At 45.9% G+C, this 14,330-nt stretch carries 17 protein-coding genes; 11 read left to right on the top strand and 6 right to left on the bottom strand.

The features are described from left to right. Window positions 1-201: 201 nt before the first annotated feature. Window positions 202-636 (bottom strand): DUF3995 domain-containing protein, encoded by a 435-nt coding sequence (locus BP95_RS0103740; RefSeq protein WP_028531441.1) that lies wholly within the window; start codon window positions 634-636, stop codon window positions 202-204. Between the two features lie 220 nt (window positions 637-856). On the opposite strand from BP95_RS0103740, the gene BP95_RS0103735 reads away from it, so the two are divergent. Then, on the top strand, window positions 857-1,345 hold the full coding sequence (locus BP95_RS0103735; RefSeq protein WP_028531440.1) for a tetratricopeptide repeat protein: 489 nt from the start codon (window positions 857-859) through the stop codon (window positions 1,343-1,345). A 226-nt stretch (window positions 1,346-1,571) separates the two neighbouring features. Here the strand turns inward: BP95_RS0103735 and BP95_RS0103730 are convergent, their stop codons facing one another. Further along, complete coding sequence (locus BP95_RS0103730; protein ID WP_028531439.1) at window positions 1,572-2,828, bottom strand: MFS transporter; 1,257 nt, start codon at window positions 2,826-2,828, stop codon at window positions 1,572-1,574. A gap of 235 nt (window positions 2,829-3,063) precedes the next feature. On the opposite strand from BP95_RS0103730, the gene BP95_RS0103725 reads away from it, so the two are divergent. The 3 genes from BP95_RS0103725 (at window position 3,064) to BP95_RS32885 (ending at window position 4,738) form a co-directional block, all read left to right on the top strand. After that, window positions 3,064-3,660: a TetR/AcrR family transcriptional regulator gene (locus BP95_RS0103725; RefSeq protein ID WP_028531438.1), complete on the top strand. Its 597-nt coding sequence runs from the start codon at window positions 3,064-3,066 to the stop codon at window positions 3,658-3,660. 70 nt (window positions 3,661-3,730) lie between these two features. After that, the gene (locus BP95_RS0103720) at window positions 3,731-4,432 is read left to right on the top strand and encodes a Type 1 glutamine amidotransferase-like domain-containing protein (protein ID WP_028531437.1); all 702 of its coding nucleotides are present in this window, start codon (window positions 3,731-3,733) and stop codon (window positions 4,430-4,432) included. A 156-nt stretch (window positions 4,433-4,588) separates the two neighbouring features. Next, window positions 4,589-4,738 carry a hypothetical protein gene (locus BP95_RS32885; protein ID WP_155987183.1) on the top strand — a complete coding sequence of 50 codons (150 nt, stop codon included), beginning with the start codon at window positions 4,589-4,591 and terminating at the stop codon, window positions 4,736-4,738. A gap of 84 nt (window positions 4,739-4,822) precedes the next feature. Here BP95_RS32885 and BP95_RS0103715 read toward each other — a convergent pair whose 3' ends face one another. Further along, window positions 4,823-5,536, bottom strand: coding sequence for an SRPBCC domain-containing protein (locus tag BP95_RS0103715; protein ID WP_021253536.1), 714 nt, complete (start codon window positions 5,534-5,536; stop codon window positions 4,823-4,825). After that, on the bottom strand, window positions 5,536-5,853 hold the full coding sequence (locus tag BP95_RS29475) for an ArsR/SmtB family transcription factor (RefSeq protein ID WP_231515034.1): 318 nt from the start codon (window positions 5,851-5,853) through the stop codon (window positions 5,536-5,538). The genes BP95_RS0103715 and BP95_RS29475 overlap by 1 nt, the downstream gene beginning before the upstream one ends. Window positions 5,854-6,078: 225 nt before the next feature. Between BP95_RS29475 and BP95_RS0103705 the strand changes: the two genes are divergently transcribed. Further along, window positions 6,079-7,128, top strand: coding sequence for a phosphotransferase enzyme family protein (locus tag BP95_RS0103705; protein ID WP_028531436.1), 1,050 nt, complete (start codon window positions 6,079-6,081; stop codon window positions 7,126-7,128). A 31-nt stretch (window positions 7,129-7,159) separates the two neighbouring features. On the opposite strand, the gene BP95_RS0103700 is transcribed toward BP95_RS0103705, so the two are convergent. Continuing rightward, the gene (locus BP95_RS0103700; protein ID WP_028531435.1) at window positions 7,160-8,116 is read right to left on the bottom strand and encodes a helix-turn-helix transcriptional regulator; all 957 of its coding nucleotides are present in this window, start codon (window positions 8,114-8,116) and stop codon (window positions 7,160-7,162) included. Window positions 8,117-8,237: 121 nt separating this feature from the next. On the opposite strand from BP95_RS0103700, the gene BP95_RS0103695 reads away from it, so the two are divergent. From BP95_RS0103695 to BP95_RS0103670, 6 genes are all read left to right on the top strand, one after another. Further along, a complete protein-coding gene (locus tag BP95_RS0103695; protein WP_028531434.1) occupies window positions 8,238-9,107 on the top strand; it encodes an SDR family oxidoreductase in 870 nt (289 codons plus the stop codon). 171 nt (window positions 9,108-9,278) lie between these two features. Further along, the gene (locus BP95_RS0103690) at window positions 9,279-9,959 is read left to right on the top strand and encodes a DUF2625 family protein (protein WP_231515033.1); all 681 of its coding nucleotides are present in this window, start codon (window positions 9,279-9,281) and stop codon (window positions 9,957-9,959) included. After that, window positions 9,956-10,960: a Gfo/Idh/MocA family protein gene (locus BP95_RS0103685; RefSeq protein WP_028531432.1), complete on the top strand. Its 1,005-nt coding sequence runs from the start codon at window positions 9,956-9,958 to the stop codon at window positions 10,958-10,960. The genes BP95_RS0103690 and BP95_RS0103685 overlap by 4 nt, the downstream gene beginning before the upstream one ends. Next, a complete protein-coding gene (locus tag BP95_RS0103680; protein ID WP_028531431.1) occupies window positions 10,957-11,622 on the top strand; it encodes an HD domain-containing protein in 666 nt (221 codons plus the stop codon). Before BP95_RS0103685 ends, BP95_RS0103680 begins: the two co-directional genes overlap by 4 nt. Next, on the top strand, window positions 11,603-12,514 hold the full coding sequence (locus tag BP95_RS0103675) for a phosphotransferase enzyme family protein (RefSeq protein ID WP_036666639.1): 912 nt from the start codon (window positions 11,603-11,605) through the stop codon (window positions 12,512-12,514). Before BP95_RS0103680 ends, BP95_RS0103675 begins: the two co-directional genes overlap by 20 nt. Window positions 12,515-12,543: 29 nt before the next feature. After that, the gene (locus BP95_RS0103670) at window positions 12,544-13,218 is read left to right on the top strand and encodes an O-methyltransferase (protein ID WP_021253528.1); all 675 of its coding nucleotides are present in this window, start codon (window positions 12,544-12,546) and stop codon (window positions 13,216-13,218) included. A gap of 106 nt (window positions 13,219-13,324) precedes the next feature. Here BP95_RS0103670 and BP95_RS0103665 read toward each other — a convergent pair whose 3' ends face one another. Next, window positions 13,325-14,206, bottom strand: a complete 882-nt coding sequence (locus BP95_RS0103665) for a LysR family transcriptional regulator (RefSeq protein ID WP_028531429.1) — start codon at window positions 14,204-14,206, stop codon at window positions 13,325-13,327. Window positions 14,207-14,330 lie beyond the last annotated feature (124 nt).

Raw genomic sequence — 14,330 nt, 5'->3', positions numbered from 1 at the left:
CATGTAACTAACTATATAACCGATGGTTTTTTCTGTCAACCCACAATTACCCAATTTTCTAATGTGGTTCGATGCTGCAATCCAGTTTGTTAAATGGGCATAAGGGTTGTTGCAACGCTGAAGGAAATACAAAGACTCGCTCCCGGAAGGGGAAGCGAGTCTTTTATTCGCAGTGTGCTGTATGCAGAAGGAATCATGGTTTTATTGCTGCGTTCCACCAAAGAAAATAGATAGTAGAAATGCAAACGATAAGAAAGTACATAGAGGCACATACAGCCAGGTATCCATTTTTGCAAATTTCGTTTTGCTGATTCGCTTGAACAACCCGACATAATTGAAGTCGCCTATGACTCGCAAGGCGAATACGACAGCGCATATCCATGCGCCTGCTTGCAGGAGAACAGCATTGAAATGAAATGAAATGTAGGATGCACGCATAAGTAAAATGACGGCTGCAAGGGCGAGAAGACCAGCAATGACCAGGGTCAGTCCGGGTCGTGGAGAGAATGTGCGCTTGCCATTTCGTTCAGGGATTACAGCTGATGTGCCCCATGTACCGCGGCATGCCCAATATACATGGAGCAGGCTGATGAGAAATAGGATGCAGGCCGCAACAAGACTGATTACTGGTACCATCAACGATTCCTCCTTTTTTACTGAATGTAGGTTTGAGCGATGATATTTGCTGAAAGGCAATGTTGATTGACAAAGAGGACGGTAAGAGCATTTTAGATTGATAACAAAAGTTCTTACGTGATAAGATGGTTGCGATTATTTCTGGTAGATGAAGAAATGATTGCTAATTTCATTATAGATCCATTTATCAATTGGTCAATAAAGGAGAAGAACGGTAGAAATGGAAAGCACATATGAAGAAGCAGTTCAATTGAGGGCTCAAGGGCAAGCCGGGCAGGCGATAACAATCTTTGCACAATTGCTGGAGAAGGACCCGAATAATGCCGAGCTGCTGTATCAAATGGCATGCGCACACGATAACTTAGGATTAGAGAAGCAGGCGGTGCCCTATTATGTAGCAGCTCTTCGCAATCAATTAGATGAATCTCATCGACCTGGAGCTTTATTAGGCCTAGGAAGCACCTATCGGACACTGGGCCAATACGAAAGTGCGAAGGAGATATTGGCGCAGGGTGTGAGTGAATTCCCGAATCATAGTGAGCTTAAGGTGTTCTATGCAATGGCACTGTACAATGTTGGTGAGCATGCAGAAGCGATGAAATTGCTGCTGACAGAGTTAGCAGATACGACGAAAGATGCAGGAATCGCTAGTTTCGAGAAAGCAATTCGTTTCTACGCAGATAAGCTGGATCACATATGGGATGAGTAGACAAAATGAGTTTTCATTTATGTCTAGAATGGCATACCTGAAGAAGCAGGATTTAGTCATGCTTTAAAACGTTCACGAAGAAGCAGACTTGTGGTATGTTGTGCAGATACCCGAAGAAACATGATTCTGTCATGTCTCTTCGGGAAATACGTTTGTGGACTTTTTTCGAGTACAGATTTCGTTTTCTACGTTTACTCTGATCGTATCCTTTCTTCAATTCCTCTTATCAGCAATCATATGTTTTGTTGCTCGGCACATTCATTGAATGATCTGAACTTGGATCAGAACTTGCTACTGCAAAGTTGTATGCTGAGCGAAGGGTTTTATAACCGCCCATCATAATGCCAAGCGCAAGCACACCAGCTGCAATTGCCACCGTGAACCCCATATGTACACCAAAATGATCCACCATCCATCCAGCAAGCGCAGAGCCAAGCGCAACCCCGATACCAAGTCCTGTTGTTGCCCATGTCATTCCTTCGGTTAACTGATGTGAAGGAACGATCTTCTCCACCAATCCCATCGTGATAATCATCGTAGGTGCGACGGACATACCCGCAAAGAAGACAGTAATCGCCAATGTAGTTAGATTGTTGACGAAGAATAGAGGAAGCAAGGTTACCAATGCAAGACTAACCGCAATTGCAAATTGACGATACAACGGCATGTTGATTGTAAGTGTGCCGAAGATAAGACCTGCCAAGCATGATCCGATTGCGTAGACAGACAGAACGTAGCTGGCTGCGATGGTGTTCCCCTGCTGTTCGGCAAAGGCAACACTTACAACATCCACGGTTCCAAATATCGTGCCGATTGCAGCAAGCGTAAGAGCAAGCAAGCGCAATGCCCCGATTTTGAACACAGATCCCTGACTCGTGTTATGCTGCGGCTGTACTGCCGGTTCACTGCTCTTGTGCATCGTAAATAGTACAATGCCAAATGCCATAAATAAGCATGCGGCGAGAGGGCCAGCTTCTGGGAAAACGGACACGCATAATCCAACGGAAATGACAGGGCCGATAATGAAGCAAATTTCATCGACGACGGATTCAAAGGAATAAGCAGTATGCAGTTTGGGCGATCCCCGATACAGCTCCGTCCAACGTGCACGCACCATTGCGGGCATGCTGGGCATGCAGCCAGCCATGATTGCGAACAGAAAGAGCGTCCAATCGGGCGCGCCTAATCGTGCACATAGCAGCAGAGCCGATATGGAGATAATGCTTAACGCTGCTGCGGGACGAAGAACTCGTGATTGCCCCAACCGATCAACCAATCGGGATATTTGCGGGGCAAGCAGCGCCGAAGCGAAGGCAAAAGTAGCAGCGATGGCTCCAGCGAGACCGTATTCTCCGCGCATTTGAGCAATCATGGTAACCAAGCCGATTCCAGTCATAGAGATCGGCATTCTAGCGATAAATCCAGCGGCAGAAAAAATAAGAGAACCCGGAGCAGCAAATAATTCTCGATAAGCACGTAACATATTACAATGTTCCTCCTAGCTGAAATAGGGTAGTTTCCATTTACATACGAAGCGTATGCAAATATAATATTAACATACGTAGCGTATGTTAATAACAATCGAGGAAAAATGCGGTATGAAATGATTCGCTCCTGTATGTTATAAATCTTGTTAATTTCAAATTTTATTGTAGAATAGAACGAAATATAAAACTGAGCTAGCATCGTGCAAACAGCATAACGGTGCAGGAGGGAACATGGTTCGAAAAGCAAGAAAAGAAATGATCGAGGAGACAAAGGGAAAGCTGCTTGAAGCGGCAAGAGAAGCGTTCGGAACAATCGGCTATGCCAATACGTCGATGGATGAGTTAACTGCTTCCGTAGGATTGACGCGAGGTGCGCTGTACCATCATTTTGGCGATAAGAAGGGTCTGCTTGCGGCAGTTGTTGATGAGATTGATCAAGAGATGGATAATCGCCTTCACGATATTTCGAATGCGGCAGCAACGGCATGGGAAGGCTTTGTTGGTCGATGCCGTGCGTATATTGAAATGGCAATTGAGCCGGAAATACAGCGCATCGTACTTAGAGACGCGCCTTCCGTGCTTGGGAATGGATTTACTCATCCTTCTCAGTCTCAATGCTTAGCGACAATGGCAACAATGCTTCAGCAATTTATGGATGAAGGAATCATTGCGGTTACGGATAGTCATGCATTAGCACGGATGTTGAACGGCGGGCTTATGAACGCAGCCTTCTGGTTAGCTAATGCTCAGGATGCGGAGAAGGAGCTGGCCGTTGCGTTGCACAGCTTGGGAGTTGTATTAGACGGTTTGCGGATGAAATCAAAGTAGCTGCATCGATCATGTAAATCAATGAAATCTGTAAAAGATGATGAACAAGTAATCTCAGGAGGGAACGATGATGAAGCAAATTATTGCAATGGGAGGCGGAGGATTCTCGATGGAGCCGGAGAACCCTCTTCTGGATCTGTATGTCTTGCAGCAAGCTAGTTCGGAAAATCCGAAAGTATGCTTTGTGCCAACAGCAAGCGGAGATGCGGATGGGTATATACAGCGGTTTTATAAGGCATTTGGAGAACATGCATGTGAGCCTTCCCATCTGTCATTATTCAACCCTCCGACGACGGATTTGGAAGACTATGTGCTGAGCAAAGACATCATGTATGTTGGCGGCGGCAATACACGCAATATGCTAGTGTTGTGGAAGGAATGGGGATTGGATGCCATTCTGAAGAAAGCATGGGAGCAAGGCATTATTTTGGCTGGGTTAAGTGCTGGCTCCATCTGCTGGTTCGAAGAAGGAGTAACAGATTCGATACCCGGGGAGCTAACCGGATTAACTTGCTTAGGTTTTTTGTCGGGAAGCAATTGTCCGCATTATGATGGGGAACAAGAGCGGAGACCCAGCTATCATCGGTTAATGCAGGAAGGCAAGGTTGGACATGGCATAGCTGTTGACGATGGTGTAGGTATTCACTATTTGGATCGGAACATACATCGAGTGATCAGCTCCAGACCGCATGCAAGAGCCTACTGCGTAGAATCTAGAGACGGAATCATTACGGAAAACGAGCTAGTTCCCGCGTTCTTAGGTGAATCATAGGTGACGAATGACATAGGAAAACAAAGGGAAACAAAAAGTAGAAGTGAGTAGCACATAGAATCTAGAGAGAGCTAAAAAAGTAAAAACTATAAAAAGAAGAGAAAGAAATAGAGAAATATAGAGAGAGATATCTCAGCGAAAACCATGCAGGCCCAATTGAGAACGCAAGGGATACTCGTACGCCATTTTATGATGCCTCCAACAGAACATTTCCTAAGAGTGTCTATCGGAACAGACGAAGAGATGGAGCGATTTGTTGAAGCCTATGAAGTTATTTTGAAGCAGATGATTGGTTCAACCTCGTAAAATTCCATGCATCATGCAAATAGAAGAGCAGATCGTTAGATAAATAAACGATCTGCTCTTCTTCAATTCTATTTGGAATGATGCTTATACGCAATATGGAACGGGATAGCTGCCAATGCCACACGTAATGCTTATGATATCTCCGTTACGCCATGCGGTTAGGCTAACTTGCTCATCAATCGCCAGTTCACAGATGGCTGCTTCCAAGTCAGAGTAGCTAGAAATGGTCTTGTTGTTGATGTTCACTATGATGTCATCAGGTTGGAGTCCAGCAACAGCGGCTGGGGAAGAATCCTTAACCGACAATACCTTGGAGCCAGCCGGCTGCCCGTCTTGCGGATGAACAGTCATATGCTGAATGCCGATCCATGTTCTCCACATTTTTTCTCGTGAATCCTGACCGGTCTCGTATACGCTCTTCAAGTTGTGAAGGAAGAGAAGGGTTCCATACGCCATATTGTCGGCAATCGCTTGTCCCGCATCTCCAAAAGGAAGTTCAAGGCGGTACTCGATTGAAACCCGAACGCCAGCAGCCTCTTGGGTAAGTGTGGTAATGGTCAACGACATATCCTCGCCTTGCAGAATGAAATGCTTGCCGTGTTCAATTTCAGTAATGACGCCTGAAGTGCTCGCTCCCCATCCATGATCGAGTTCCATTCGACCGCCAACACGGAAATCAACACTTGCTTCCCTGGCATACCACCGAGTTAATTGCTCTGCTTCTGTTAATGCGCTCCATACCTTCTCAAGGGGTGCTTCGATCAGCATATCTCTCTTCACAGTTTGTAAGCTATTCATTAGTTTTCCTCACCTTCCAAAAATGTTTTGAGTCGAGTTAAGCGATCTCCTAATATGTAACCCATATCTTGCAAAAGGGATTGATAGGCAGATTGCAGCAAGGCTTGCTCCAAACGGTAAATTCGATATTTCCCTTGCTTCTGCTCGCTGATCACTCCTTCTTCTAATAAAATTTGCAAGTGTTTTTTAACGGCGGGTTGAGAGATGTCGAAAAACTGAACGAAATCCGATTGCGTTCGATCTCCTTGGGCAAGCATATGAAGAATCGTTCTGCGTGTCGGGTCACTTAGAACACGATAAATATCCGTAATATTCACCTCACACATAACCGTATGGTTATATGTTATTCAATGAAAAGGCCATTGTCAACAAAGTTGTTAACAAAATTTATATTTAATTTGGTAATATATCACTTGTGTGTGACTGTACATGTGAAAGAGTTGTTTAATAATTTGATATTTTCAAGGCAGATAGGCAGATTTATAGGATTCTATGTCGTTAGAAAATAATTAGGAAATATTTCTTGCGAGGGTGGCCAGATTATGATTACGAAAATGCATGTGGAGAACATGTTGCAGGAGTATATGGATGATACAGTTGATTCCTATCGATTAATTGATAATAGTTGGGAAGATGAACACAGGTATGTCGCGATCGTCAGCATGACGAGTGGGGAAAACATCGTTTTAAAGTGCTATAGCAATTCGTATACGGACAGCAGCAAGGTCGATGGGTGGGCCCATTTAGCATCTGTGTACCGCCGAAATGGCATTGCAACTCCACAATTTTATTGTTCGAAGAATGGCGCTTATGGGTCTGTCATGACAATCGACAATAAACAGTTCCATTACTGGGCAGAAGAATTCATGACTGCTAAGACAATAGATGATTTGGAGATCGACTTAGAGGATTTGGGCTCTGAATTTCTGTATCAACTGGGAGCCTGCATAGGGAGCATGCATTCTGCTGCCAAGCGAGAGAGGATCGAATATGCATGGAGCAGCCCGTATGTTCTGCTAGATTCAGACGAGGAAAACTACAGTGATGCACTGTCTTGGTATGAGCAGCTGAGGCATTCGCCAGCAGATGTTCGATTGGTAGAAGAAATATGGGAGATCTACAATCGCAAGCGCAAGCAATTAGAGGCGATATATCCATCTTTGCCTGCAGGCGGTGTGCAAGGTGATTTCTCGACAAATAATATTTTAGTAGATGAAGAGAAGGGATTTGCAGGAATAATTGATTATAATTTGGCTGGCAATGACAAATTCGTGACGTATCTGATGCAGGAAGGCATTTTTCTTAGCTTTGAATGTTACCGGAAAGAGTGGTTGCATCGAGAAAAATGCGCGTATATGGAGCAGCGCTTTAAGCAATTTTACAGCGGTTATACCCAGCAATACTCGTTAACAGATACGGAACGGGGTGCCGTTAATATGCTGTATAACATCATTCGGCCATTCCGTATGGATAAAGTGGACACGACGCTTCGTATTGCAGAAGAGGGGTTATGGCAAGAAGTCAACGAGCGGCTGCGCTGGATGCATTACGAGCTGACTCGCGACGATATATTGGAATTCTTGGAAAGCTAGCAGGAGGCGAGGGAGATCACAATGGAGTGCTCTATTGTTCTCCCTCATAAGTTGAAAGCATTTTTCGTATTTCACTTATGACTTTGTCTCGAAGTTCTGCTGGTTTAAGAGCTTCCATAGCAGCACCAAATCCTAGGATTATCTCTGCTGCTGAATCAAGTGTATGGAACTCGACGTCTGCACATGACCAACCGTTATGATCGGGTTCGATATGCAACCATTTTACGTATCGTTCATGCTTAAGGCGCTGGAGTAATTCATCTCTTACACGAATTCGTGCGGAGTACCGAGGCAGGGTAGACGTAAATTGTTTCGTGGATTCCTCCCAATAGCGAGCCAGATCGAATCCGTCAGGACGAGCAAAGGCTTCATTCAAAATTTCTGCGTTGCGTATCCGTGAAATGCGATAGCTGCGGAACCCGTCCTCTACCTGAGCCACGATATACCAAACCCCTCGTTTGGCAACTAAGCCAAGTGGCATGATGTCTCGAACCACAATACTGTCATGACGTTCATAGGTGATGCGCAGATTATGCTGCATCCATACAGCCTCCTGAACGATTGATAAGCATTGAGTACCCTCTTCCGTTTGGCGCCATCCCGCTCCATCGATGTGTATACGTTCTCTAGCGATGTCGGCGTCTCTCCTCATTTCAATCGGACTTGCGGCAAGCAATTTATGATAAGCATTGTCGAGTTCTTGTCGAAGACCGAGATCGTCAACTAATGACGAGGATTTCATTAGGAGCAATGACATCAATTCTTGCGGTTTCATTCCCGTCAATTGCGTTCGATACCCTTCTGACAAGGACCACCCTCCGTAGGAACCACGCTCAGCGTAGACGGGGATACCGGCGATACTGAGTGATTCCATATCCCGCATAATGGTTCGTTCGGAGACCTCTAATCGGTCGGCGAGGTCTCGGGTTGTCATCTTCCCGTAGCTTTGCAGCATGAGCAGAATCGACAGTAAACGATCAGCTCTCAAGCGGACTCATCCTTTCTTAGTTGCAAGGTGATCTTAGTGTATCATATCCAATATGACAGTTGCTGTCATATATGTCCCGATATAATGAGATCGAAGACATGTCGATTGAGGAGGACAATTCATGAAGCCATTACAAGACCAAGTTGCAGTAGTAGCAGGAGCAACCCGCGGGGCAGGCCGTGGGATTGCGGCGATGCTTGGAGAAGCTGGAGCAACCGTATATTGTACGGGGCGGAGCACACGATCCCTCCATTCCGATATGCAGCGCAGTGAAACCATTGAAGATACGGCAGACATCGTGACGGCTTACGGGGGAGTCGGAGTTCCAGTGCGCGTGGATCATACGAAGGAAGAAGAAGTGAAGGCTCTCTTCGAACGAGTTCGCAGGGAACAGAATGGCCGTCTTGATATATTGGTCAATGATGTATGGGGAGGAGACCCATTAACCGAATGGGGAACGCCGTTCTGGGAACATTCGCTTGCGGGCGGTCTACTCATGCAGGAGCGTGCGGTTCACTCGCATATGATCACAAGTTATTATGGATCTCCGCTAATGGTAGCGCGTAAGCAAGGGCTCCTTATTGAGATTACAGACGGCGTTGACTATCGTTATCGCGGCAATCTGTATTACAGCTTAGCTAAGGTGTCCGCTATTCACTTAGCAGCAGCGATGGCGGAAGAATTGCGCCCACACGGAGTAACTGCTGTAGCGGTTACGCCTGGATTTTTGCGTTCGGAAGCGATGCTTGAACTCTTCGGTGTGACGAAGGAGAATTGGAAGGATGCGGTGAAGCAAGATCCGCATTTCATCATGTCGGAAACACCGATGTATGTCGGAAGAGCAATTGCGGCGCTTGCGGCAGATCCGAACAAAATGGAAAAGACAGGGCAATCCCTTAGCTCGTGGGGGTTGTCTGACGAGTATGATTTCGTAGATGAGGATGGGAACCGACCTCACTGGGGCAACTATGCTGCAGAACTTGGACTATAATCTGTCATACGGCAAGGGGAGCCTACCATTTCAAATTTAAGGCATTCATTTTGATTGACGGTCTTGGTTCATATAGCGCATAGTAGGACAGAGATATGAAAATGTGAAGCTACTAACGAAATTTGCACTTTCTATCAACAAGAATATCATGTCGGAAAAGGGGATGAAATATTGAGCAGTGATGTGAATGGTGACGTGAACGTGAATGAGCAGACATGGAACGAGATACTCCGTATTTTTGACGAAGGAACTAACCGCATTAACGTCTTGTTCGTTGATCCTGCACGAGCACAGAATACAGTATCGAGTCTGCAAGTAAGCGAACGCAGTTACCTAGGTGCAATTGCGCGTCATTCGGGAGGTGTCCTAGTAGATGGCGGTTGGATTAAGCTGCTTGGCTCCGGAAATGATGCTGTATTTGGCGATTTACTGAGCTGGAATGGCTTTGGTAATGACATTGGCATCACTCTGCTACATGGTGCATGCATAATTGCCTATGACTTGGCAGGTGGTTTCTTTGCCTTGAATGGCGGCTGCTTCGCTAGCGAAGGACATAATGTCTATTATTTTGCCCCGGATACATTAGAGTGGGAGGATACGGAATTGTCTTACTCCGATTTTTGTGAGTGGCTGGCCAATGGGGACTTGGAGCTTTTTTACCGTACATTCAGATGGGATGGCTGGGAAAACGATATAGCAGCGCTGAAAGGAAATGAAGCAATCAGTTACTATCCACCGTTATGGACGGATGAAGGCTCGGCGGAGCGCAGCAGCAGAAAAGCTGTCCCTGTTGCCGAATTGTGGAACTTATACATACAACAACATGCGAATGGAATGGAGAACGAACAATGACGAGGAACAAAATCAAATTAGCAGTTGTAGGTTTAGGAAATATGGGGAATTACATGATTCGAACCATTTCCAATCCAGGGTTGGCAGAACAAGTGGAACTGGTTGCGATATGTGAGGCGAATGCGGCTGCACGTGAACAATATCAGAAGGATTACCCGCATGTGCAGTACTATACAGACTATTCCAAAATGATTGAAGAATTGGATATCAATCTTCTATACGTATCTGTCCCTCCTACCTATCATTATGATATCGTATGCGCGGCATTACGCAAAAAAATTCATGTCTTCTGTGAGAAGCCGCTTGCTAACAATTTACAAGAAGCTGCTGAATTGCTCAAGCTGGCAGAAGAAGCGAACGTAGTTCATGCTATTCATTTCTCAATGCCACACGAGCCATCAGTGAAACGAATGGAGCAGATGATTAAGGAGCAGGCCATTGGAACGATCCGCAGTATGGAGCTTATCCTGCATTTTCCGACGTGGCCGCGCAGTTGGCAGCATAATAGCTGGATTTCGACACGAGCACAGGGTGGATTCGTGTTAGAAGTAGGCGTTCACTGGATTAACGTTATACAGAAACTGTTCGGCACGATTACGCATGTACAGAGCGAGTTGGAACTGCCAGCGGATGAAGAACGCTGTGAAACAGGGATACGTGCAAAAATGCTGCTGAACAGTGAGGTTCCGATCTATGTGAATGGCTTATCGGGCATGGCAGGCGCGGAACGTGTTTCTCTCGTTGTTTATGGCAGTAAAGGCACAATTGCCCTTGAAAATTGGAGTGAGCTGCATGTTGGAGCAATTGGACAGCCACTGGAGAAAGTTGCCGTTGAAGAAATCGAGCAAACTCCGATAGTCGCTCAGGTCATTCGGGCCATTCACGGAGAGCATGCCGATTATTTCGATTTTCGTGATGGGTATGAAGCTCAGGTTGTCCTGGAGGCGTTGCGACATCCGGCGTCGCCACAGCTTGCGGACATTCGGAAGGCAGCAGAATGAAGATGAACGAGGAGCAGCGAGGATGGATTGAACGAGCAGAGCAATATGTCCACGATGAGCTGTGCCGCGACAGCAGCGGGCATGATTGGTGGCATATTGTTCGGGTAAGGCGCCTGGCAGTCCGCATTGCAGGTGAAGAAAGAGCGGACGTGCTCATATGTGAAATGGCGGCGCTGCTTCACGATGTGGCAGATGCCAAGCTTAATCCGGATCATGACAGCGGCTTGCAGAAAGTTGCACAGTGGCTGGAGTCAAATGGCGTCGAATCAAAGATTCGCGACAAAGTCCTTTCGATCATTGCGAATATGTCTTACAATGGCGGTCATAATCCGCCGATGGACTCGATTGAGGGACAAGTCGTGCAGGATGCAGACCGATTGGACGCAATGGGGGCAATCGGAATCGGACGCACATTCGCATATGCTGGATGGAAGGGTCACCTTATGCATGATCCCTATCTTGCTCCTAGGGAAGCGATGACCGAAAGCGAGTATAGGCAGCAGCCTTCCACGGCCATTAATCATTTCTCCGAGAAGCTGTTAAAGCTGAAGACGCTCATGAATACAAACAGCGGCAAACAATTGGCTCATAAGCGTCATCTTGTTATGGAAGAGTTCTTGGAGCAATTTCATAAGGAATGGAATGCAGAAGATGATAAGTGAGCCGTTATGGAGCAGTTGGATCAGTACGCTGGAGAGAGCCTATTCAATTGGACAGATCATACGTATTGAACCGTTAGCGAAGGGAACGAGTTCAGATGCCAAGCTAGTTGTGGCAAGCGATGGGAAATACGTGCTGCGCAAGCTGAAAAACGAGCTTCAAGGAGAGACAGAGTATAAGCTTGCGAATCGACTTCAATCCTATAACATTACACCTCCAATCCTTCTTGCAGCGGAAGATGTTTGTATCAAGTTGGATGAAACTTACTACAACCTTCAACCATATATGGATTCGATAGCGCGCGAGGAGATCGACTATTTTGAATTGGGACAAACGGTGGGACAAATGCATCTTGTCATGCAGCATGAGGATAACATCCCAGAACAGCCAGATCGGTTCGACTTGGACTTGACATGGAATCGAGTGCAAAAGCGATACCGTGATGAGGAAGCAGAATGGCTGTGTGAACTTCAGGCTCCAGTCACGCAAGCAATATCCTACCAGCATGAGAAGAATGGTATGATTCATGCCGACCTTGGCATGTGGAATGTCATATATACGCATTCAGGATGCCGCATCATTGATTTTGGTGAAGCGCGTTACGGCAATATTCATTTTGATCTTGCTGCCCTGCTGGATTCTAGTGTGAAGTGGACTGGCGAACAAGAAGATCGTATTAGGTCATTGCACAGTTTCATAGAGGGATATATGCTATACGGGAAGGTAGACGCTGACTTACTGCTAGAAAATATCCACCTCTGGATCATGAGAGGGGTGGTTGTGATCATAGATCGTTACGGACTAGAGCAGCGTACCCATCAATATTGCAGCAGGAGTATGCAGAAGTTGACGCATATGAAAGAGATTGTAGAACGTCTCTATCTAAGCAGGTAAGAGTATATGAGTCAATAGGAGGCAAGGACATGAATCAACAAGATACATGGACAGCAGTTGATCATTACTTTAATCAGCAACTCATTCCTTCCGATCCTGTGCTGGAAGCAGTACTGGCTGAAAATGCCGCTGCAGGCTTGCCGGCTCATGATGTATCGCCCAATCAAGGCAAACTGCTGCATCTTCTGGCCAAACTCCAAGATGCTCGAACGATATTAGAAATCGGCACATTAGGCGGCTACAGTACGATATGGTTTGCCCGTGCACTGCCGCAGGACGGCCGGCTATACACGCTGGAAGCCAGTCTCAAGCACGCCGAAGTCGCACAATCGAACCTGCTGAACGCAGGCGTAGCGGAAAAAGTGGAGATTCGAACAGGACTTGCCGCTGATTCGCTTGCTCAGCTTGACGAAGAAGCGCGCGGCCCATTCGATCTTATTTTTATTGATGCAGACAAGCAGGGCAATCCAGAATATTTGAAATGGGCTTTAAAGCTGTCCCGTCCGGGAACGCTCATTATCGGGGACAATGTCGTCCGCGGCGGCGCTGTCGTAGACGAGTATAGCGATGATCCAAGCGTATTAGGCGTGCGCAGCTTCTTCGAACTGATTGCTGCTGAGCCACGCTTAAATGCTACAGCGATTCAAACCGTTGGAAGCAAAGGCTATGATGGATTCGTAATGGCTTTAGTAGTCGAAGAGTGAATAAAATGAAGAACAGCCCTGTTCTCAATTGAGGCAGGGCTGTTTGTGCTAGAAGCAAAATTGGAAGCATATAGAGCCTTGATGGAATCAGAACAGAATCTGATTATCAAGGCTCTTCTTTATGACAAAATAACTCCTGTGCTGTTCGTATGAACAATTGGACGGCAAGTGAACATTCCGTAAGGGAAGGGGCAGCTAATAAAATCTCTCTTCGTACCATCGGATCGAGCTCGCGTGTCACAATATGAGGAGGTGTAGTAATCAGCGATAATTCTGATAAAATGGCCACCCCCAGCCCTTCCTGGATCATATTGAGCAGAGCCCCCGTGTTATGAACGACAAACTTGATATTCATGCTGGTTTCCGTCTTCTCAAAAATGTTAATTATGGGGATTTCATTACCTCCCTTGCAAATGATGAGCGGTTCATCATTCAAATCTTGAATGCAAATAATGGGCTTGTGACATAAGGGATGATCTTCCCGCAAGAGTGCAACCATCTTGTCATTGTACAGTGGTATGGTCTCAAATTCGAAACTAGGCTCTGTAATAATGCCAATGTCTATTTCACGTGAAGCCAACCATTTTTTAACCTCGTTTATTGTCCCTTCATGCAATTCGATTTCCAACTGAGGGAATCTGTGCTCGATACGGCTAATAATCTTAGGTAAGAAAAAGGCAGATGCGGTTGGAAATGAGCCAATGCGGATCGTGCCTATCTCCAATCCCTTTTCAGCAGCAGCCTCTTGTTCCAGCTTCTCAATTCCAATCATAATGTCGCGAATATGGATGAGCATGCGCCTTCCTATATCTGTTAGAAGTATGCCGTTCTTTCGATCACGAATCAGAAGAGTAACGCCTAGATCGGCTTCCAAGCTTGAAATGGCACGGCTAACTGCAGGCTGCGTCATATGAAGAATATCTCCGGCTTTTGTAAAGCTGGAGGTTTCAGCTACGGTCAAAAAAGTACGCAATTGGGTAATGGTCATAACGATTTTGATATGCTCCTTATAACAATGATTCATTTTATTTATGCACATAAACAATATAACATGATACATGGAGGTGTAAGTAAACTTTTACAGATAGAATGGTAGGGAAGGAATGGATGAA

It is taken from the genome of Paenibacillus sp. UNC217MF (assembly GCF_000686865.1).
Lineage (GTDB): Bacteria > Bacillota > Bacilli > Paenibacillales > Paenibacillaceae > Paenibacillus_B > Paenibacillus_B suaedae.
Note: the sequence above shows the minus strand (reverse complement) of the source record. Positions and strands in the feature narration are given on the sequence as shown.

Excerpts from the sequence above, each read along its gene's own strand:
- BP95_RS0103740 (WP_028531441.1), bottom strand. The coding sequence starts at position 636 with ATGGTACCAGTAATCAGTCTTGTTGCGGCCTGCATCCTATTTCTCATC.
- BP95_RS0103735 (WP_028531440.1), top strand. The coding sequence starts at position 857 with ATGGAAAGCACATATGAAGAAGCAGTTCAATTGAGGGCTCAAGGGCAA.
- BP95_RS0103730 (WP_028531439.1), bottom strand. The coding sequence starts at position 2,828 with ATGTTACGTGCTTATCGAGAATTATTTGCTGCTCCGGGTTCTCTTATT.
- BP95_RS0103725 (WP_028531438.1), top strand. The coding sequence starts at position 3,064 with ATGGTTCGAAAAGCAAGAAAAGAAATGATCGAGGAGACAAAGGGAAAG.
- BP95_RS0103720 (WP_028531437.1), top strand. The coding sequence starts at position 3,731 with ATGAAGCAAATTATTGCAATGGGAGGCGGAGGATTCTCGATGGAGCCG.
- BP95_RS0103715 (WP_021253536.1), bottom strand. The coding sequence starts at position 5,536 with ATGAATAGCTTACAAACTGTGAAGAGAGATATGCTGATCGAAGCACCC.
- BP95_RS0103705 (WP_028531436.1), top strand. The coding sequence starts at position 6,079 with ATGATTACGAAAATGCATGTGGAGAACATGTTGCAGGAGTATATGGAT.
- BP95_RS0103695 (WP_028531434.1), top strand. The coding sequence starts at position 8,238 with ATGAAGCCATTACAAGACCAAGTTGCAGTAGTAGCAGGAGCAACCCGC.
- BP95_RS0103685 (WP_028531432.1), top strand. The coding sequence starts at position 9,956 with ATGACGAGGAACAAAATCAAATTAGCAGTTGTAGGTTTAGGAAATATG.
- BP95_RS0103680 (WP_028531431.1), top strand. The coding sequence starts at position 10,957 with ATGAAGATGAACGAGGAGCAGCGAGGATGGATTGAACGAGCAGAGCAA.
- BP95_RS0103675 (WP_036666639.1), top strand. The coding sequence starts at position 11,603 with ATGCAGAAGATGATAAGTGAGCCGTTATGGAGCAGTTGGATCAGTACG.
- BP95_RS0103670 (WP_021253528.1), top strand. The coding sequence starts at position 12,544 with ATGAATCAACAAGATACATGGACAGCAGTTGATCATTACTTTAATCAG.
- BP95_RS0103665 (WP_028531429.1), bottom strand. The coding sequence starts at position 14,206 with ATGACCATTACCCAATTGCGTACTTTTTTGACCGTAGCTGAAACCTCC.